We start from the raw sequence: 18905 nt of genomic DNA on the forward strand, positions 1-18905 counted from the left end.
GGGGTCACTCGCGGGCGCCGAGTGCCTCGGCCGGGTGCGTCCGGAGGGCGAGCCTGGCCGGGATCGCGGTGGCGAGCAGGGCCAGGGCCGCCGCAGCGGCGATCACTCCGAGGTAGGTGAGCGGCGGCAGGTACGGCGTGGCCGACCCGGTCATCCCGACGCTGGACGCCGTCACCGTCACCAGCGAGATCCCCGTCCCGATCGCCACCGCCGCCGCGGTCGCGATCAGCGTCTCCGTGCGCAGCATCCGCAGGATCTGCCGTCGCGTGGCGCCCACCAGACGCAGCAGGGCGAGCTCCCGGGACCTGGCCGAGGTGGACATGGCCAGCGTGTTGACCACGGCGATGGCGCAGAAGGCGATGATCAGCCCCATCGCGACATAGTTGACCGCGGGGTCGGACGTGCCGGTCTCTGCCGCCTCGGCCTGCGTGCGTACGGTCACGGCAGGCAGTGCGCGCTCCAGCGCCGTGCGGTCTCCGCCGGAGACCAGGACGGTGCCGCGGGGGTCGTCCACGTGTGCCGCGACCAGCTTGTGGGGGAGGGTCAGGTCACCGAAGCCGAGACCGCGGGAGTAGACGGCCGCGACCTTCACCACGGCGGGCGTGCCGTCGCCGAGTGTCAGCTCGATCCGGTCGCCCACGCCGGCGTTCAGTCGCTCGGCGGCGGTGCGGCTGAGCGCGGCCGACGTGGTGCCGAATCCGGCCAGCGAGCCCGCGGTCACGTCCAGGTCCATCGTCTGGTCCAGGCCCTCGGGCGTGACCGCCTGCACGCTGAACTTGTCCAGGCCGATCCTCGCCGAGGTACGCAGCACCTCCGTGGCCGCGCGAACGCCCGGCACCTCGCGGGCGGTGGCCGCGGCCGCGCCAGGGCCCAGCACGTAGTCGGCCTTGACTCCGGCGTCCACCTCGTTCTGGGCAGCGTGCCCCATCGTGGCCTGGACGAACAGGATCGTGCACGTCATCGCGGTCATCAGGGTGAGCGGCGTGATCACCGAGGCCAGGCGTTTGGTGCCGGCACGCAGGTTCTTCGACGCCAGGTGACCACCGGCTCCCGGGGCCGGCGGCAGCGCTGCGGCCACCCGGGCGATCATCGGGCCGAGCAGGGCCACCGCGATCGTCCAGACCAGCGCGGTGAGCATGGTGACGGGGCTGGAGGCCGCCTCTGTGGACAGAGAGGACAGCACGGCCGTCAGCACCACGCCGAGCGCGACGGCGAGCACACCCGCGATCAGCCTCGCCCACGGCAGCCTGCCGCCGGGCAGTGCCGCCTCGCCCAGCGCCTCGACCGGCCGGATCCTGGCGATGCGGCGGGCGGAGACACGGCCCGCGGTCCACGCGGCCGCCAGGGTGGCGAGCACCGCGGCGAGCGCCGGGAACGGGCTGACGACCAGGGGCAGGTTCGCCGGCATGGCGCCCAGCGCGACGAACCTGGCCTGCAACCAGAAGCCCAGCAGCATTCCCGCGGCCGAGCCGAGCAGCCCGGCGGCCACGCTGACCAGCAGCGCCTCGCCGCCGATGAGCTTTCTGATCTGCTTGGGAGTGGCGGCGACGGCCCGCAGCATCGCGATCTCGCGCTGGCGCTGCTGAATGGACAGGGCGAACGTGCCCACCACCACCAGGATCGCCACCAGCAGCGAGGTGCCGCCGAGCGCGCCGCCCAGGCTGATCAGCTTGACCCTGGCGCTCTCCGCGTCGAGGAACTCCAGCGCGCCGCGCTCGTCGCCGGTGTAGGCGAGCGCGCCCTTGACGGTGACGTCAACCTCGGGGAAGACCCCGATGGCCGTGACCAGGCCGGCGCGCCCGGCCAGGCGACGCGCCTCCGAGGTGGCGAAGAAGATCGTGTCCTGGCTGGGCAGCGCCTGCGCGGTGACGCCGACCACCCGATAGCCGGGAATCTTCGTCGCCGCGTTCCTGGCGTCCACGACCACCTCGTCGGCGGCCTCCGGCGCCCGGCCGCCGGCCAGCGTGAACGGAGTGAGCTGGGCGGATTCCCAGCCGTGCGCGGTGAACCCGGCGAAGGGGAAGGTGACCTCGGTCACGACCTTGGTGACGCCGGGGATCCGCCTGACCTCCTCGGCGATCGAGGCCGGGATCCACCTGCGCTCGGAGAGCGGCTTGGCCTTGGACTTCCCGCTCGCCTTCGTCTCCCTGACGAACTGGTCGCCCGCGACGATCACCGGCGTGCCCGCGTACCGCTCGGGCGCCACCGATCCGCGCAGGCCTGTCTCCAGCAGCATCCCGCACGCCGTCACCAACGCGGCCGCGAACAGCAGGGCCACGAACGCCCCGGTGAAGCCCGCCCGGCGGTGCCTGAGCGTCTTCAACGCGATGGAGATCATCACTTCCACGCCCCCAGCCTGGTCATCCGCTCGGCCACCTTCTCGGCGGCGGGCATGCTCATCGAGTCCACGATCCGGCCGTCCGCCAGGAACAGCGCGGTGTCGGCATATGAGGCGGCCACCGGGTCGTGGGTGACCATCACCACGGTCTGACCCAGCGTGGAGACGACCTCGCGCAGCAGGACCAGCACCTCACGCGCGGTCATGGTGTCGAGCGCGCCCGTCGGCTCGTCGCCGAACACCACCTCCGGCCTGGTCACCAGCGCCCTGGCGAGCGCCACGCGCTGCTGCTGGCCGCCGGACAGCTGGGCGGGGCGGTGTCCGGCACGCCCGTCGAGCCCCACCCTGCGCACGATCTCCGCCAGCCAGGCCCCGTCCGCTTTCACACCGGCCAGGCGGAGCGGCAGCGTGATGTTCTCGATCACGGTCAGCGAGGAGACCAGGTTGAACGCCTGGAAGACGAATCCGACGCGCTGCCTGCGCAGCTCGGTCAGCGCGGTCTCGGTCATGCCCGTCAGTTCGGTGCCGCCGAGCTGCACCGATCCCGCGGTGGGCAGGTCGAGCCCGGCCGCGCACTGCAGGAACGTGCTCTTGCCCGAGCCCGACGGACCCATGATCGCGGTGAAGGTCCCCTTCGGGATGCCGACGGACACCTCACGCAGGGCCGCCACCGCGCTCTGGCCCTTGCCGTACACCTTGCTCACCGCGTTCAACCGCACCACTTCTGTCATGCGGACAAGCCTGCTGATCTGGGCTTTCCCGCACCAGAGAGCCGATCATGACCCGGCCATGACGTCATCATGATCCGGACAAACTGGTAGACATGACCTTGTGATTCGCATACTCCTGGCCGAGGACCAGCACGTCATCAGGGAAGCCCTCGCGACGCTGCTGGGCCTGGAACCCGACATCGAGGTGGTCGCGGCGGTCGATTCCGGGGACGCGGCGGTCGCCGCCGCCCTGGCTCATCGGCCTGACGTGGCCGTCCTGGACATCGACATGCCAAGGGGGATGGACGGCCTCGACGCGGCCGGCGAGCTGCGTACCCGGCTGCCGGAGTGCCGCACGCTCATGCTCACCGGGCACGGCAAGCCGGGCCATCTCCGCCGCGCGCTCGCGTCCCAGGTGGACGGGTTCGTGCTGAAGACCGCTCCGCCGGATGAGCTGACCGCCGCGATCAGGAAGGTCGCCCAGGGCGAGCGGGTGCTGGACCCCTCGCTCGCCGTCACCGCGTGGAACCTGGCCGACAATCCGCTCACGCCACGGGAAGCCGACGTGCTGCGGCTTGCCGCTGGAGGCGCCGAGGCACCGGAGATCGCCGCCCAGCTGTTCTTGAGCGCGGGGACCGTACGGAACTATCTCACCGCGATCGTCACCAAGCTCAACGCACGCAACCGCACGGACGCGGCGCGCATCGCCGCGGAAGCCGGGTGGATCTAGGCGGGCGCGGGGGTCCAGGCGAGGGTCGGGGCCGTGGCGGTCAGCTCGAACCAGCCGTCCTCCTGGGAGACGGAGAGCCGCCCGTCCAGAGCCGCCAGGCGGGTGGTGAGGTTGCCGATCCCGGCCGAACCATGGCGCCCTTTCGAGGCGCGCGCTCCGTCGTTGCGCACGCTCAGCCGTACCACGCCGTCTCCCTCTGCTGTCGTGATCGAGCAGTGGCGCGCGGAGCTGTGCCGCAGGACATTGGTGACGGCCTCCCTCAGCACGGCGCCGAGCGTGGTCTCCACCTCCTGGCCGAGGGCGGAGTGACCGAGTTCGAGGGAGACCTCGATGCCCGCGGCCGCCAGCACGGAGCGTGCGGATTCCGCCTCCGCGCCCAGCGACAGCTTCCCGTGCTCGCCTGACACCGTCCGCAGGTCCTCCATCGCCCGCTCGGTCATGGTGAGCACGTCATCGAGCTCCTTCCGGGCGCGCGCGGGTTCCACGCGGCGGGCGAGCTCGCTCTTGAGCAGGATCGCGGCCAGAGTGTGTCCTAACAGGTCGTGCAGGTCCCGGGCGGCACGCAGCCGTTCCTCGACGACGGCCGCGCGGGCCAGGCCGTCCCTGGACTCGCGGAGTTCCCTGGCCAGCTGCGCCAGTCTGACGAGCCCGTACACGACCAGGCCGGTCACGATCGTGCTGATCGCGTAGTTGACGGTCAGCGGGACCGGCAGGCCGAGCGACGTGCCCACGACGGTGACGATCGCCACTACCACCGCCGTCACTGGCAGCGCCACCGCCCATGGGAAGGCCAGCAGGATCGGCCCCGTCAGGAAGCCCGCCACACCCAGCCATGCCTGCCCGAACAGCGGGAGCGGCGCGAACGTCAGCACCGCCATGATCGACAGTGCCGCCATGTGGCGTCCCTCGACCGAGCGCAGCTGCATGAACACGATGACGAGCAGGAACGGCAGCGGCCACAACGAGTCGGCGAGCAGCAGCGCCTTCACCGAGAATCCGGCCAGCACGGCCGCCAGCAATGCCATCGACAGCGGTGCGTCGGAGGAGGGCTGGACGGGCGGTCGCGTGCCGGGCAGCGTGGCCTCCACGACCATCCTGGCGTCGGCCGTGATCCCGACGGTCAGCGTGCCTCCCGCCGCCTCGACCTGAGGCCGCAGGTCGAGCAGGCCCTCGTCGTCCGCGGTCCGCGCGCCGTCGTTGGAGACGCGCAGCCGTACGGTGGCGCCTTCCGCGACGGTCTCGATCAGGCAGGCGGTGGCCGAGCGCCGCCGTACGATCTCGGTCACCGCCTCCCGGAGCACAGCGGCCAGCAGCGCGCCGGCGGGACCGAGCGGTTCGGCGTGACTCATGCGCACGTCCGCGGTGATGCCCGCGGCGACCAGCATTGCCTTGGCCGTGGTGAGCTCCGGGGCCAGCGACATGGCTCGGTAGCCCGCCGCCGCGGCCCGTGCGTCGGCCAGCGAGCGGCGCGCCGTCTCCACATCGGGGGCGCCGGAGCGGGCGCCGGCCGCGATCGTGGTGAGCGCTTCACCCAGGCCCTGGTTGAGCTCGGCGGCGATACGCAGTCGTTCCTCGGCCGCCGCGGTCATGGCCAGCGACAGGCGGGCGGCGTTCACCTGCTCGATGCGGTCGACCATGGTGGTGAGGCCGTAGACGAGCAGCGAGATCAGCACCATGCTGATCACCGGATCGACCGGGCCGAGCAGGGCGGCGCTGCCCGCCACCGCCACGGCCAGCGGCCACAGCCTGGTCAGGAGCAACGACCCGCCGACGAAGCCGAGGATCCCGACGGAGGTGTCGAAGACCAGCACCGAACCGTACGCCGCCACGGCCTGCACGGCGAGCAACCACCACGACCGGCGTCGGACGAAGGCGACCTGCACGCCGAACGTGACCAGTGCCAGGGGTGAGCCGGCCACCACGTAGACGCTGGAGAAAGCCGCGAACACGACGGCTGTGATCACCATTGACCGCTTGTGCACTCCGGAAGCCTACGAGACGCCCCCGGCCGGTGATCGCCGGCCGGGGGCGTCTCACTCAGCCCCCGCTCAGGCACCGGGGCGGACACGCCGCGCGGAGACGGCCAGGATCAGGCCGGCGCCCACCGAAACGAGGGCGACCAGGCCGACGGCGGCAAGCAGGGTCAGGCCGTCGGGGTGGATGAGGGCCTGACCGCGCTGGGCCTGCCACACCAGCAAGCCGGTGAGTCCCGCGTAGCCGAAGGAGGCGACGATCACCAGGGCGCTGCGGGTGGCGGCGCTGTCCAGGACGGTGAACCGGCGAGAGAGCAGGCGCAGCCCGATGGCGATCAGCGGGAGCACCTGCAGGGCGTGCAAGCCGAAGAAATGCGCGACCCGCAGGTCGCCCGCGCCGGTCGCCCAGCCGGTGACCGGCATACCGGCGCCGCCGTCGGACGCGCCGACGCTGTGCGCGCCGATCGTCGCCAGCTCGAGTCCGCCGGCCAGCCCCTGCGCCTGTTCGGGGGTCGGAGCGGTCATCAGGTAGCCGACGGACATGCCGGCCAGCGAGATGATCAGCCCCAGCGGCACCGCCCACCCCATGGCGCGGTCCACCCGGCGCTGCAGCACCAGGAAGACGCCCAGTGCGAACGTCATCAGCCAGCCGAGGTAAGCCGCGCCTCCCATGACCATGAACACCGTCTCGTCCAGCCCGGTGGCGAAGTTGAAGTGGCTGCGGACCCCCCGTGCCGCCTGGAACACGATGGCGGAGATCTCCGGGACGATGAAGCCCGCCACGGTCACGGTGCCCAGCCACCACAGCGTCCGCCGCCACCGCCGCACCTGGTTGATCATCCAGGCCAGTGTGATCGCGTACAGCCCGAACGAGGCCGCGAACTTGAACGGCTTGAGCCACACCCCCTCGCCCATCACCGTCCGCCCGTCGACCACGAGGCCGATCCCGCTGACCACGGCGAGCACCGCCATGGCGGCCGCGCAATAGCTGAGCGGACCATGCCAGGTGGAGGTGGTCTGCTGGTGTTCCTGACGCTGAAGCAGGGTGACCATGATGGCTCCTTCACATCGACTGGCCACAACTCTGCTGGTCAGCGCACTGATGAACCAGAGACGCGATCACCGCTCCGGCATGACCTCGTCATGAACCAGACATTCGCCATGGGGCCAACAAAAAAGAGCCCGGCCTCGCGGCCGCGGCTCTTCAATCGTCAGGGAGTGGAGCTATGGGGATTCGAACCCCAGACCTCCTCCATGCCATGGAGGCGCGCTACCAACTGCGCTATAGCCCCTTGCGATCACCAAGTGTATAGGAATCCCGAAGCGCCCGTGTCACGCCGAAGACGATGTGATACGTCATAGGTTTATGTCCGCCTTTGAAGATCATCGCAGCCTGTTGACCGGGGTCGCGTACCGAATCCTGGGCAGTGTCGCCGACGCCGAGGACGTCGTCCAGGAGGCGTGGTTGCGGTGGTCGGGTGTGGATCAGGCGACGGTGGACGACCCGAAGGCCTTTCTGATCAGGGTGACCTCGCGCCTGGCGATCGACCGGCTGCGGTGGGCGAAGTCGCGGCGGGAGTCGTACGTCGGCCCGTGGCTGCCTGAGCCGATCAGCACCGCGCCCGACGCCGCCGAGCGCGCCGAGCTGGCCGAGTCGGTGGAGTTGGCGCTGCTGGTGGTCCTGGAGACGCTGTCACCGCTGGAGCGGGCCGTGTTCGTGTTACGGGAGGCGTTCGACCTGCCGTTCGCGGAGATCGGCGAGATCATCGGGCGGAGTGAGGCGGCCACCAGGCAGCTGGCGCGGCGGGCGCGGGATCACGTGCAAGAAAAGCGCCCGCGGTTCGACGTGGACGGGACGGAGCGGAGACGGATCACCGAGCGGTTCATCAACGCCTCCGCGAACGGCGACCTCGACGCGCTGATCGAGCTGCTGTCCAGCGAGGTCACGATGGTCAGCGACGGCGGCGGCAAGGCCAGGGCGGCACTGCGGGTCATCACCGGCGCGGAGAAGGTCGGCCGCTACCTGTTGTCGATCAACACACCGGCGAGCATCGCCCGCTTCATGGCCTCGATCGGCATGGCGGAGATCGCCGGCCTGTCCTTCGGGGTGGCCGAGGTGAACAACGGGCCGGCGATCGTGATCTCGGTGGAAGGCAAGGTGATCACGGTCATCTCACTGCTGGTCGCGGACGGCAAGATCGAGACCATCTACCTTCTCGCCAACCCGGAGAAGATCGCTCACCTCAGTCCGGCGGGCTGAACGTCAGGCGGCCCGGCGGACCGGCATGCCGATCTCGCGTACCAACTCCGGGAGGTCGACTCCGGAGTCGCGAAGGATCCTGGCGGCGCCGTTGGACCAGTCGGCCAGCAGTCCCCAGATCAGGTGCTCCCCGGTGATCGGCCCGGGCCGCCACTGGGCCACCTCGATCACCTTTCTGGCGTGCATGGCCAGGGGGATCTGGCCGAGCGGCCCGTACAACGTGACCCGGAGCGGCCGCAGCCGGGAGCGCCGCAACCGCCACGCGCCGGGTGCGTCGGCGCCGATCCTGGTGCGGCGGTGCACCAGGTCGAGGTCGATCCCCAGCGTGGCGAGCAACGACCGTGCGTCGCCGACGTCCACCCGCTCCCGCACGTCGCTCGCGGACGCGGTGAACGACGTGAGCGTGAACGGCCGCACCTCGGCCAGCCCCAGCACCATCAGATCGGCCTCAAGAGCCGGTCGGCCGGCGTCGAGCGCGAGGATCCCGGCCCTGACCACGGCCTTACGGGCGTCTTCTGTGAACCTGGCGAACACCGTGCTACCCCCTTGTCCGGTGAGCGTGCTTACGATGGGCGGTCTGCCGCCGAACCCCCAGCGCGTCGGCGATCTGCTCCCACGACCACCCTTGAGCGCGGGCGTTCGACACGTGCATCGCCTCCAGCTCTTCCAGCAGGGTCCTGAGCGCGGCCACCGCCGCCAGGCCCACACCAGGATCGCGATCGGCAGCCGCCTCGGCCAGTTCGGTGACTTCCATGCTGTCAGCATATGCTGACACCCGGCCGCTTGTCAGCATATGCTGACGCGGATTTTCGGGCGGGTGCAACGCGTTCTTCGCCTCGGATCCGCGTTTCGGGTTCGCCGGAGTGATCAGGCTCTCTAGAAGGCGCGAGTGGTGGTGTGCATGGTCAGGGTCGTCTCCTCCAGGGAGAGGGTGACCTCGACCCGGCCCAGCTCCGCCGTCCGGGTGACGTGCGTGCCGCCGCACGGGATCGACGCCTCGCCTTCGGGCAGCGAGCAGTGCCAGGTACGGCGGGCCGTCAGACCGGGCCCCGGCACGTCCAGGCGGACCGGCGCGTCGGCGGCCACCCAGGTCTTGAGCCGGTCGTTCACCTGCTGCGCGGCCAGCTCAAGGTCCAGGCCCTCCGCGGAGAAGCCCTTCTTGCGCAACGACTTGCCCAGGCGGTAGACGTCCACGCTGCCGTACTCGATGATCCGCGACGAGGAGATCGCCGCCTGGTCGAAGTCGGGATGGCCGAGCCCGTCCAGCGGCGCCTCCTTGCGCCACCGTCCGGCGAGTGCCGCGTTGAGCGCGAGGGCGGCCAGATGGCAGGCGGTGTGCCCGGCCGACAGCGCCGCACGAAACCCGGCGTCCACCTCCAGGTCCACCTCGGCGCCCACGGGCAGCGGCGTGTCGGTCACGTGGACGACCAGCCATTCCCAGCCCTCGGCGCCGCGCCGCACCGGGATGGCGTCGCCCAGGAAGATCTCGCCGGAATCCGGCGAGCTGCTCGACTGGGCCCCTGTCACGCAGTCGAGCACCGGCACGCCGCCGATCGTGCCGCGGTCGGCGGGCTGGTCGGGCCAGGTGTGGTCGAGGGGGTGGAACGGGGTCTCGGCGACGACGAGGCCGTGCCGGTCCCCCGCCGGCACGGTCCCGACGATCTGAGAGCGGCCCGAGACCTGGCCGCTGGGGAAGGTGACGGCTGTGGATATCACCTCGTCATTGTCCCAGCGCCCGCTCGTCCTCCAGGTAGCGGTCGCGGCCGGCGTACAGGCCGGTGAGGAGCTGCACGACGAGGACGGCGAAGATCATCGTGTACGTCAGCGCCCAGCCCCCCGTCAGCTCGTACAGCACGCCGACCAGCAGCGGGCCGGCACCCGCCATCAGGTAACCGGCGCTCTGGCCGAACGCCGACAACGCGGCCGTGGCCTCCGCCGTACGGGTGCGCAGGCCCAGCATCATCAGCGCCAGCGGGAACGACCCCATACCGACGGTGATCAGTACCGCCCACACCAGCGCCCACGACATCGGCCCCACCCAGAGCCCGAGGAACCCCGCCGCGTAGAACGCCACGAGCCCGACCACCACGGGACGCTGGTCCCGGAACCGGGCGGCGACCATGGGCACGACGGCCGAGACGGGAATGTTCAGGGCGGTGAACACCCCGAGGATCAGTCCCGCCTGTGAGGTGCTGTAGCCGCCGTCGACGAGAATCGTGGCGAACCAGCCGAGCATGATGTACGCGATCATCGACTGGGTGCCGAAGTACGTCGCGATCACCCAGGCCATCCGGCTGCCGAGCATCCGGCGGACGCCCGAGTCCCTGTTGCCCGCGTCCCGCTCCGGCTCACTGCGCAGCAGCGCAAGCCACGGAATGGCGGCGACGGCGGCCAGGGCCGCCCACACGCCGAGCGCGATGTGCCAGTCCCCCGAGGCACGCTCGATCGGCACGGTCGCGGCGGCGGCCAGCATGGTGCCCGTCGCGAGTGCCGTGGTGTAGACGGTGGTCATGATCCCGGTACGCGCCGGGAAGTGACGCTTGATAAGCGTCGGGATGAGCACGTTGCCGACGGCCCCGCCGGACAGCGCGACCGCGCTGCTGATCAGGAACACCGGCGCTGACTCGACCAGCGCCCTGACCAGCATGCCCATGCCCAGCGTGAGCAGGGCCAGCAGGAGCAGCCGGTGCTCCCCGACCCGGCCGGCCAGCGCCGGGGTCACGACGCCCACGCCGGCGAAGGCCAGGACGGGGAGGGCGGTGAGCAGGCCGGTGCCCACGCTCGACATGCCGAGCGCGCCGGCCAGCTGGTCGAGGAGCGGGCCGACGCTGGTGACGGCGGTGCGGAGATTGAGTGCGGCGAGGACGATCCCCAGAACGAGAAGCCAGGCAAGGGGTGCGGTTCTGCCCTGTGGCTCCTGGGCGAGCCTGCCTCTTGGCTCCTGGGCGAGCACGCTCATGTGAGCACGGTCCTCCACTCATCTAATCATGGGATGAATGGTTATCTTAACAGGACCGAAACACACGTTTGTTCCTGGCTCGCCCGCGCTAGGGGCTAGCCGGCTCCCGCGGGATGACTCACATCACCGGACGGGGACCCTCCGGAGGTTCGGTGCCGGGAGGCGTCGAGCCAGGAGGGGGAAGGGTGCCGGAGGGCGGGAGGTTGTCGCCGCCGACCGTGCCGGGCGGCACCCGCTCGTCGCTGTCGCCGTACATCGAGCCGCGCTGATGCGGTCCCGGTACGTCGCCGCGCCAGCCGCCCGTTTCGCCGCCTCGCGACTCGATGAAGGCCTTGAAGCGCTTCATGTCGCCCACCACGCGCAGGCGGACCAGCTGCAGCCAGTCGCCGGCGGTCTCGACGAACCCCTCGGGGTCGTACTCCATCTGCAGCGTGACCCTGGTCGTGTTGTCGTCGAGCCGGTGGAAGGTGACCACCCCGGCCTGGTGCGGCTTGTCGGTGCTGCGCCAGGCGATCCGCTCGTCCGGGTGCTGCTCGGTGATGTCGGCCTCGAACTCGCGCCGCACTCCGGCGATCTCCGCGATCCAGGCCGTCCGCGTGTCACTGATCTGCTTGACCGACTCCACGCCTTCCATGAACTCGGGGAAGCTCTCGAACTGCGTCCACTGGTTGTAGGCCACCCTGATGGGGACCTCGACGTCTATTGAGTGCTCGATCGTGCTCATGGGATGTGCCACTGCCCGGGCACGCCGGACGCTAACGCCTTCGCCGCAGCAGCCAGTAGAGGCCGACGACAGGCAGCACGAGCGGGATGAACAGATAACCCTTGCCGTACGCCGACCAGACCGTCTCGTCGGGGAAGGCGGCCGGGTCCAGGAGGCTGGCGGTGCCGATGACGAGCACGCCCGCCAGCTCGATGCCGAGCGCGACCAGCGCCAGGCCCCGGGCCCCGCGCCAGAGCGCGACGGTGAGCACGATGTAGACCAGCGCGGCGAACGCCGACAGCGAGTACGCCAGCGGCGCCTCCTGGAACCTGCCGGCGATCTGCACGGTCGCCCGCGCCCCGGCGGCGAGCGAGAACAGCCCGTAGACGGCGATCAGGGCACGTCCGGGACCGGTGCCGATGGAGGACGACGCGGTCATGCCACACCCTGCCAGATCTGCAGCAGCCGGCCGGTCATCACCGCGATCGCGAATCCGGCCACGGCCAGGATCGCCGACCCCCACCTGCTCCGCTCCGCCAGCGCCAGGAACACCCCGGCCGGCGGGATCACGGCCTGGCCGATGAGGTAACCCCACAGCGTGACCTTGTCCTCGGGGCCCTCGCCCCTGGCCACCGCCGCGATCACGAACCCCAGCTGCACCAGCACCGCCACCTCGAGCACGATGAAGCCGATCAGCAGGACCATGCCCATCGGCCGGTCGCGGATCGCGACGATCAGGCTCGCCAGCATGAGGAGCAGCGAGCCGGCGATGACGATCGTGGAGACGGTGGTGTTCATCGTGGGTAAGGGTATCGCCCGGGTGGGTCGCTCCCCGATCGCGCTCATAGGATCGAAGACGTGGAGAAAATCCTCGTCAGCGCGTGCCTGATGGGTCGCCGGGTGCGCTACGACGGCGGCGCCAAGACCAGCTCGGACGCCTGGCTCGCCGGGTGGCGCGAGGAGGGGCGGCTGGTGCCGTTCTGCCCGGAGGTGGAGGGCGGGCTGCCGATCCCGCGCCCGGCCGCCGAGATCGAGGGCGGCGCGGGTGGGGCGGCCGTGCTCTCCGGCGCCGCCCGCGTGCTGGCGACGGACGGGTCGGACGTGACGGCCGAGTTCCTGGCGGGCGCGCAGGCCGCGCTCGCGGTCGCCCGGTCCTTCGGGATCCGGCTGGCGGTCCTGAAAGAGGGCAGCCCGTCGTGCGGCGCGTTGTCGATCTACGACGGCACGTTCCGCGGTCGCCGCACACCCGGCCAGGGCGTCACGACGGCACTGCTGGAGTCGAACGGCATCCGCGTGTTCACCGAGGAGCACGTCGACGAAGCCGCCGAATACCTGCGGACCCTGGAGTCGTGACAGGGCGCACCCGGGAGACGTAGAAGGCGGCGCCGAGGCCGCCGGCCAGCACGGCCGCCATCGTGCCGTGATACCAGAGGAGCAGCGTGGTGGCCACGGCCGACGGATTCATCGCGACCGCCAGCATGCCCATCAGCACACCGCCCAGGGCGGCCGCGTGCGTGTAGATCAGCCCGTCCCAAGCCCACGCCCGCCCGGCCAGCGCGCCGTACGCCCCGGCGAGCATGGCCAGGCCGCACAGCGTCTCCACGATCACGGCAGGAACGATCACCGGCTGGCTCAGCGGGCCGAGCGTGATCCCGGAGTGCAGCAACACGGCTGTGAAGAAGACCAGAGCGTAGCTCGCGGAGAGCCCGCCCAAGGCTTTGCGCAGTGCGTCCATGCTGACCACGGTTCCACCGGAACGACCCCGGGCCATCGTCCCCAGGGAGGCCGTCACGGTACGACTTCCGCAGTAGAACAAATCTCATATTCCGGAAACCTTCTTAGACGTGTGGGAGTCTTACTGGGTGGGGCGCGTTGGATCTCCGGGACGCGCTTGGGGGCCCGATTTCATTCGGAAACGGGGAAAGGGATTCGGCAATGCCTGTCGACCTGAACAATGAACGACCCCTGGCCTGGGACTCGGCCACGCTCAACGCGGACACCAAGGCGATGCTCGACAATCTCCAGCCGAACATCCTGCGCGCGCACGTACGCGAGCACATGTCCATCCTGTTCGTCCGGTTCAACAACCCTGCCGAGGGCCGGGCGTTCCTGCGGCACATCGCGACCACCAAGATGAAGTCGGCGCGTAAGCACCTGGAGGAGGTACGCGAGTTCGCCGCCCGCGGCCGCCCCGGCACGCCGTACGTCGGCATCGGCATCAGCAAGGCCGGGTACATCGACCTCGGCCATTCACTGGACGAGGTGCGCAAGTTCGGCGACAAGGTGTTCCGCGACGGCATGAAACGGCGGATCACCGAGGTCGACGACCCGCCGGTGGACCAGTGGGAGTGGGTCTTCCAGCGGGAGATCCACGCCGTCATCCTCATCGGCGACGCCGAGCCCGAGTCGGTGGCGGCGCTGCGCGAGGAGATCCTCGCTGAGCTGCCGGACAGCGCCCGCCTGCTCGGCGAGGAGACCGGGCAGGGCATGCGCAACCCGGCCGGCGACGGCATCGAGCACTTCGGGTACGTGGACGGCCGCAGCCAGCCGCTGTTCCTGAAGGACGAGGTGGAACGGGAGCCGCGCAAGCAATGGGACCCGGCGTTCCCGCTGGCCAACGTGCTGGTGCCGGACCCGCTCGCGCCCAACCCGGTCCGTCACCACGGCAGCTACTTCGTGTTCAGGAAGCTGGAGCAGAACGTCAGAGCGTTCAAGGAGATCGAGCGGGACCTGGCAGACGGCCTCGGCCTGGCCGACGCCGACCGCGACCGGGCCGGCGCCATGCTGGTCGGCCGTTTCAAGGACGGCACGCCGCTGACCAGCAAGGCCAAGGCGGGCGGCGGGCCGGTGGCCAACGACTTCATCTATGACGGGGACGACGGCAGCAAGTGCCCGTTCAGCGGGCACGTCAGGAAGACGAACCCGCGCTCGTTCGGTCGTGAGGTGATCATGGCCAGGCGCGGCCAGACGTACGGGCAGCGCGCCGACGACCCGTCGGACGACTCGCCGCCGGAGAACCGTCCGAGCGGTGAGGTCGGCCTGCTGTTCATGGCGTTCAACGGCAGTCTGATCAACCAGTTCGAGTTCACGCAGCAGACCTGGGCGAACAACCCGGACTTCGAGAACCCGGCGACCGGTCACGACCCGGTCATCGGCCAGGGCGAACGCGACATCAAGGTGACCTTCCCCAAGGTCTGGGGCAAGCCGGAGATGTCGCTTCCGCAGACCCAGGTGGCGCAGACGGTCACGATGAAGGGCGGGGAGTACTTCTTCGCGCCGTCGCTGGCGTACTTGCGTAACCTCTGATCGTCAGGCGGCCCGCACCCCGGCGAGGCCGAGGGTGCGGGCCGACCCGGCGCGGCGGTTCGAGGAAATGCTCGGGTCGGTGCATCGAAGGATGTACGCCGGTTTCGGCCTGGTGGAGGAGGCGCCCGCTCCCCCGCGACCAGAGGATCGTCACATGACGATCGGACTGATGCTCGCCCTCGCCGCCCTGGCGGTGATCGACAGCACCAGCTTCGGCACCCTGGTCATCCCCATCTACCTCCTGCTGGCCTCGGAACGCTCCCGCGTGGCACGGCTGCTGATCTACCTCGGCACCATCGCGGCCTTCTACTTCCTGGTCGGGGTCGCGCTGATGCTGGGGTTGTCGGCAACCATGGAGAACTTCGGCGACGCCCTGCGCAGCCGCCCTGCCTACTGGGTGCAGCTCGTGCTGGGCGTGGGGCTGTTCGCACTCAGCTACAAGTTCGACCCCAAGAGGCGGGCGAAGCTGGGCAAGCCGGAGCGCCGGTTCGAGCCGCGCGTGGGCGGCCCCCGTGTGATGGTGCTGCTCGCGCTGACGGCCGGAGTGGTCGAGGTGGCGACCATGGTGCCGTACCTGGCGGCCGTCGGCATCATGACCACCTCCGGCCTGCCCACCGGGCAGTGGCTGCCGTTGCTCGCCGGCTACGTGCTCATCATGATCGTGCCGCCGCTGGCGCTCATGGGCCTGCGCGCGGTGGCCGCATCCTGGCTGGAGCCGAAGCTGGAGCGGTTGCGGGCGTGGCTCACCAAGAACTCGGCCTCGATGGTCAGCTGGTCCCTGGCCATCGTCGGTTTCCTGCTTGCCAGGGATGCGGTGTCCAACTTGTTCTTCCAGCAACCCTAGGATCAGGTCTCCGGGGGGGAGATCTGGGATGTTGCGAGCCTTCTTCAGGACCGAGGCCGGCAGCACGAGCATGTTGCTCGTCGCCACCGCCCTGGCCCTGCTCTGGGCGAATTCCCCGTGGGGGGACACCTACGAGGCCTTCTGGCACACGCCGATGGGCTTGTCCTTCGGCGACGCCGTCTTCTCGCTGGACCTGCGGCACTGGGTCAACGACGGCCTCATGACGCTGTTCTTCTTCGTCATCGGTCTCGAGGTCTCCTACGAGATGCGGCTGGGGCAGCTGCGGGATCGGCGGCTGATCGCGGTGCCCGCGGTGGCGGCCCTCGGCGGGATGCTGGTGCCGGCCGGGATCTACCTGCTGCTCAACGCCGGCGGGCCAGGTGCCGGCGGCTGGGGCGTGCCGATCGCCACCGACACCGCCTTCGTGCTGGGCGTGCTGGCCGTCGTCGGCGCCCGGTGCCCCGACCCCCTGCGGGCGTTCCTCATGACGCTGGCCATCGTGGACGACGTGCTGGCGATCATCATCATCGCCCTGTTCTACACCGAGACCCTGTCGCTGCCCGCGCTCGTGACCGCCGCCGTGTTGCTGGCCGCGATCATGACGTTGCGGTGGTTGCGGATCTGGCGGGCGCCGGCGTACATCGTGCTGGGGTTCGGGCTCTGGGTGGCCACGCTGGAGAGCGGGATCCACCCCACGCTCATCGGGATCGCGCTGGGCGTCCTGGTCTTCGTGTACGCGCCGACCGACCAGAAACTGCTGATGGCCGGCGAGGCGGTGCACGAGTTCACGAGCGAGCCGAGCGCCCGGGCGGCCAGGGAGGCCGCCCGGCGGGTCCAGAGGGCCGTGTCCGTGAACGAACGACTGCAACTGCGGCTGCACCCGTGGACCAGCTACGTGATCGTGCCGGTGTTCGCGCTGGCGAACGCCGGGGTGCGGCTCGACGGGGAGACCTTGCGGGCGGCGCTGACGTCCCCGGTCGCCATCGGCGTGGCGCTGGGGCTGGTGCTCGGGAAGTTCATCGGCATCTCGCTCGGCACGTGGCTGCCGCTCAGGTTCGGATGGGGCATCCTGCCGGGGAACCTGGTGTGGGGACAGTTGCTGGGCGGGGCCGCCGTGTCCGGGATCGGGTTCACGGTGGCGCTGTTCATCGTGGACCTGGCCTTCGACGACCCGGCCATCCACGCCCAGGCGAAGATCGGGATCCTGGCCGGGTCCCTGCTCGCCGCCGCGCTGGGATGGGTGATCTTCCGGATGGCGTGGGACCGGGGCGGCGTCTGCGCGCCGCCGGAGGCCGAGCCCGGCGAGGAACTGCCCGAGATCCTGTCCGTGCCCGTCGGGCCTGATGACCACGTGCGGGGGCCGGAGGCCGCCAGGATCACGATCGTGGAGTACGGGGACTTCGAGTGCCCCTACTGCGGCCGCCTCCATCCCATCCTGGAGGAGCTCCGGCAGAAGAACCCCGACGTGCGGCTGGTGTTCCGGCACTTCCCGCTCAGGACCCTGCACCCCCGGGCCGCGCCTGCCGCGATCGTCGCCGAGGCGGCGGCCGATCAGGACAGCTTCTGGGAGATGCATGACATCCTCTACGACAACCAGCGTTTCCTCACCGACGAGGACCTGGCGCACTATGCCGCCCAGCTGGACGTCGAGCCGTGGTCGGACGTGCCGAGACACGTCTCCAGGATCGCGCTCGACGAGGCGTCGGGGCGCGACAGCGGGGTGCGCGGCACGCCGACGCTCTTCCTGAACGGCGTGCGTTACCAGGGTCCACTGGACCTGGATTCGATCAGCCGGGCCGTGGAAGACCTACGCAAACCCTCGTAACGTCGTCCTCCGCATCGCATCAACCCTCGGAGTCACTTTGCTGAACGACATCGTCGCTTACCTCGGCTTTTTCCTCCTCGGCCTTCTCCCGGTCGTCGGCATCATCCTGATGGCGGCTCGCCGGCGAGATCACGGCAGAGCGGCGATCATCGGGATCATGGGCTGCGTCGCGCTCATCGTGGGGGTGGTGTTCAACGCCGCGCGGCGTCCCGTGATCCAGCTGCTGGGCGACCTTTTCGGCCTCGAACTCGCAATCCTGGTCTCGACGGTGATCTCGCTGATCTTCAGCATGGTCGGCACGGGCTTGCTGATCTGGGCCGTGGTGGCGCGGCGGCCCCAGCAGCAGCCAGCGCCTTCCCCGGGGCCCGGCGGGCGCCCGCAGCAGCAGCCCGCGTGGGGGCAGCCGCCGCAGCCGCCCTTCCAGCAGCAGGCGCCCGGCTGGCAGCACCCGCAGCGCCCGCCCTTCAGCGACGGTTCCTGAGGTAGTCGTCCCAGGTGATCTCGCCTGCGGGCTGGGCCTTCGTGGTCAGGTGGCCGGCACGGAAGGCCCGGCCCAGCGTGCCGGGGAACCGTACCCGCAGGACCTTCCTGCGCAGCCCGCGAGCCCGCAGCCAGGGCTCGACGACCTCGGCCATGGTGAGCACCTCGGGGCCGCCGTACTCCTCGATCTGCTCGCTCGGCCCGCGCTCGATCAGGGACACGAGGTGCCGGGCCACGTCCCGGACGTCCACCGGCTGCGCCGGAATGCCCGGATCGGCGACCAGCACGCCGAGCCGGGCCATGCCGCGCAACGCCTGCTCGACGAACTCGTGGAACTGCGTCGCCCGCAGGATCGTCCACGGCACGCCGCCGTCCTGGACGAGTCGCTCGGCCCGCACCTTGGTGCGGAAATACCCCCAGGGCACCTGGTCGGCGCCCACGATCGAGACGTAGAGCAGGTGTCCCACCGCTGCCTGGCGGGCCGCGGCGAGCAGCGCCGAGGTGCCGTCGAGCTCCACCCGGCGCGTGTAGCGGCCCTTGTACGGCGCCGAGGCCAGATGCACGACCACGTCCACCCCGGCCACCGCGTCGGCCACTCCCCGGCCGGCGACCAGGTCCGCCACGACCCACCGCACCGGGCCGCCCTGAGCCCGCGCGGCCCGGCTGGCCGCCCGTACCTCGAACCCGGTCTCGACCAGCCTCTCGAGCAACGCGTGACCGAGCCGGCCGCTGGCTCCCGTTACGAGTACAGATGTCATGCCACCTGGACGGGAGAGC

Annotated in this window: 20 protein-coding genes and 1 tRNA gene; 7 read left to right on the forward strand and 14 right to left on the reverse strand. The window is 70.4% G+C overall.

Annotated features, from left to right (window positions below):
* Nucleotides 1-4: 4 nt before the first annotated feature.
* Nucleotides 5-2338, reverse strand: coding sequence for an FtsX-like permease family protein (locus EDD27_RS30420; RefSeq protein WP_206642227.1), 2334 nt, complete (start codon nt 2336-2338; stop codon nt 5-7).
* Complete coding sequence (locus EDD27_RS30425) at nt 2338-3069, reverse strand: ABC transporter ATP-binding protein (RefSeq protein WP_127935426.1); 732 nt, start codon at nt 3067-3069, stop codon at nt 2338-2340. The genes EDD27_RS30420 and EDD27_RS30425 overlap by 1 nt, the downstream gene beginning before the upstream one ends.
* Nucleotides 3070-3169: 100 nt before the next feature.
* Here EDD27_RS30425 and EDD27_RS30430 point away from each other — a divergent pair, with 100 nt between their 5' ends.
* On the forward strand, nt 3170-3778 hold the full coding sequence (locus tag EDD27_RS30430) for a response regulator transcription factor (protein WP_127935427.1): 609 nt from the start codon (nt 3170-3172) through the stop codon (nt 3776-3778).
* Here the strand turns inward: EDD27_RS30430 and EDD27_RS30435 are convergent.
* The 3 genes from EDD27_RS30435 to EDD27_RS30445 all read right to left on the reverse strand — a co-directional run bounded on the left by EDD27_RS30435 (nt 3775) and on the right by EDD27_RS30445 (nt 7043).
* Nucleotides 3775-5760 (reverse strand): sensor histidine kinase, encoded by a 1986-nt coding sequence (locus EDD27_RS30435; protein WP_206641728.1) that lies wholly within the window; start codon nt 5758-5760, stop codon nt 3775-3777. The genes EDD27_RS30430 and EDD27_RS30435 overlap by 4 nt on opposite strands.
* Nucleotides 5761-5826: 66 nt before the next feature.
* Entirely contained in the window at nt 5827-6804 is a 978-nt protein-coding gene (locus tag EDD27_RS30440) for a hypothetical protein (RefSeq protein ID WP_127935428.1), read from the reverse strand.
* A gap of 166 nt (nt 6805-6970) precedes the next feature.
* A tRNA-Ala gene (locus EDD27_RS30445) sits at nt 6971-7043 on the reverse strand.
* A gap of 74 nt (nt 7044-7117) precedes the next feature.
* Between EDD27_RS30445 and EDD27_RS30450 the strand changes: the two genes are divergently transcribed.
* A complete protein-coding gene (locus EDD27_RS30450; protein ID WP_127935429.1) occupies nt 7118-8011 on the forward strand; it encodes an RNA polymerase sigma-70 factor in 894 nt (297 codons plus the stop codon).
* Between the two features lie 3 nt (nt 8012-8014).
* Here EDD27_RS30450 and EDD27_RS30455 read toward each other — a convergent pair whose 3' ends face one another.
* The 7 genes from EDD27_RS30455 to EDD27_RS30485 all read right to left on the reverse strand — a co-directional run bounded on the left by EDD27_RS30455 (nt 8015) and on the right by EDD27_RS30485 (nt 12471).
* Nucleotides 8015-8545, reverse strand: a complete 531-nt coding sequence (locus tag EDD27_RS30455) for a Clp protease N-terminal domain-containing protein (protein ID WP_127935430.1) — start codon at nt 8543-8545, stop codon at nt 8015-8017.
* Nucleotides 8546-8549: 4 nt separating this feature from the next.
* A complete protein-coding gene (locus EDD27_RS30460; protein WP_127935431.1) occupies nt 8550-8765 on the reverse strand; it encodes a helix-turn-helix domain-containing protein in 216 nt (71 codons plus the stop codon).
* 122 nt (nt 8766-8887) lie between these two features.
* Nucleotides 8888-9727 (reverse strand): alanyl-tRNA editing protein, encoded by an 840-nt coding sequence (locus EDD27_RS30465; RefSeq protein WP_127935432.1) that lies wholly within the window; start codon nt 9725-9727, stop codon nt 8888-8890.
* Between the two features lie 4 nt (nt 9728-9731).
* The gene (locus tag EDD27_RS30470; protein WP_127935433.1) at nt 9732-10970 is read right to left on the reverse strand and encodes a CynX/NimT family MFS transporter; all 1239 of its coding nucleotides are present in this window, start codon (nt 10968-10970) and stop codon (nt 9732-9734) included.
* 118 nt (nt 10971-11088) lie between these two features.
* Entirely contained in the window at nt 11089-11694 is a 606-nt protein-coding gene (locus tag EDD27_RS30475) for an SRPBCC family protein (protein ID WP_127935434.1), read from the reverse strand.
* A gap of 31 nt (nt 11695-11725) precedes the next feature.
* Nucleotides 11726-12112 carry a hypothetical protein gene (locus tag EDD27_RS30480; RefSeq protein ID WP_127935435.1) on the reverse strand — a complete coding sequence of 129 codons (387 nt, stop codon included), beginning with the start codon at nt 12110-12112 and terminating at the stop codon, nt 11726-11728.
* On the reverse strand, nt 12109-12471 hold the full coding sequence (locus tag EDD27_RS30485; RefSeq protein ID WP_127935436.1) for a hypothetical protein: 363 nt from the start codon (nt 12469-12471) through the stop codon (nt 12109-12111). Before EDD27_RS30485 ends, EDD27_RS30480 begins: the two co-directional genes overlap by 4 nt.
* Before the next feature lie 60 nt (nt 12472-12531).
* Here EDD27_RS30485 and EDD27_RS30490 point away from each other — a divergent pair, with 60 nt between their 5' ends.
* Nucleotides 12532-13026 (forward strand): 2-thiouracil desulfurase family protein, encoded by a 495-nt coding sequence (locus tag EDD27_RS30490; RefSeq protein WP_127935437.1) that lies wholly within the window; start codon nt 12532-12534, stop codon nt 13024-13026.
* Here the strand turns inward: EDD27_RS30490 and EDD27_RS30495 are convergent.
* Nucleotides 12971-13408 carry a hypothetical protein gene (locus EDD27_RS30495; RefSeq protein WP_127935438.1) on the reverse strand — a complete coding sequence of 146 codons (438 nt, stop codon included), beginning with the start codon at nt 13406-13408 and terminating at the stop codon, nt 12971-12973. The two genes, EDD27_RS30490 and EDD27_RS30495, sit on opposite strands and share 56 nt — an antisense overlap.
* 200 nt (nt 13409-13608) lie before the next feature.
* Here EDD27_RS30495 and EDD27_RS30500 point away from each other — a divergent pair, with 200 nt between their 5' ends.
* From EDD27_RS30500 to EDD27_RS30515, 4 genes are all read left to right on the forward strand, one after another.
* Nucleotides 13609-14979, forward strand: a complete 1371-nt coding sequence (locus EDD27_RS30500) for a Dyp-type peroxidase (RefSeq protein WP_127935439.1) — start codon at nt 13609-13611, stop codon at nt 14977-14979.
* Nucleotides 14980-15133: 154 nt separating this feature from the next.
* Nucleotides 15134-15823: a GAP family protein gene (locus EDD27_RS30505; protein WP_164903850.1), complete on the forward strand. Its 690-nt coding sequence runs from the start codon at nt 15134-15136 to the stop codon at nt 15821-15823.
* Between the two features lie 28 nt (nt 15824-15851).
* Entirely contained in the window at nt 15852-17648 is a 1797-nt protein-coding gene (gene nhaA, locus EDD27_RS30510) for a Na+/H+ antiporter NhaA (RefSeq protein ID WP_127935441.1), read from the forward strand.
* Nucleotides 17649-17685: 37 nt separating this feature from the next.
* Nucleotides 17686-18129 carry a hypothetical protein gene (locus EDD27_RS30515; RefSeq protein ID WP_127935442.1) on the forward strand — a complete coding sequence of 148 codons (444 nt, stop codon included), beginning with the start codon at nt 17686-17688 and terminating at the stop codon, nt 18127-18129.
* Here EDD27_RS30515 and EDD27_RS30520 read toward each other — a convergent pair.
* On the reverse strand, nt 18113-18886 hold the full coding sequence (locus EDD27_RS30520; protein WP_127935443.1) for an SDR family oxidoreductase: 774 nt from the start codon (nt 18884-18886) through the stop codon (nt 18113-18115). The two genes, EDD27_RS30515 and EDD27_RS30520, sit on opposite strands and share 17 nt — an antisense overlap.
* Nucleotides 18887-18905 lie beyond the last annotated feature (19 nt).

The sequence above is a fragment of the Nonomuraea polychroma genome, assembly GCF_004011505.1.
GTDB lineage: Bacteria > Actinomycetota > Actinomycetes > Streptosporangiales > Streptosporangiaceae > Nonomuraea > Nonomuraea polychroma.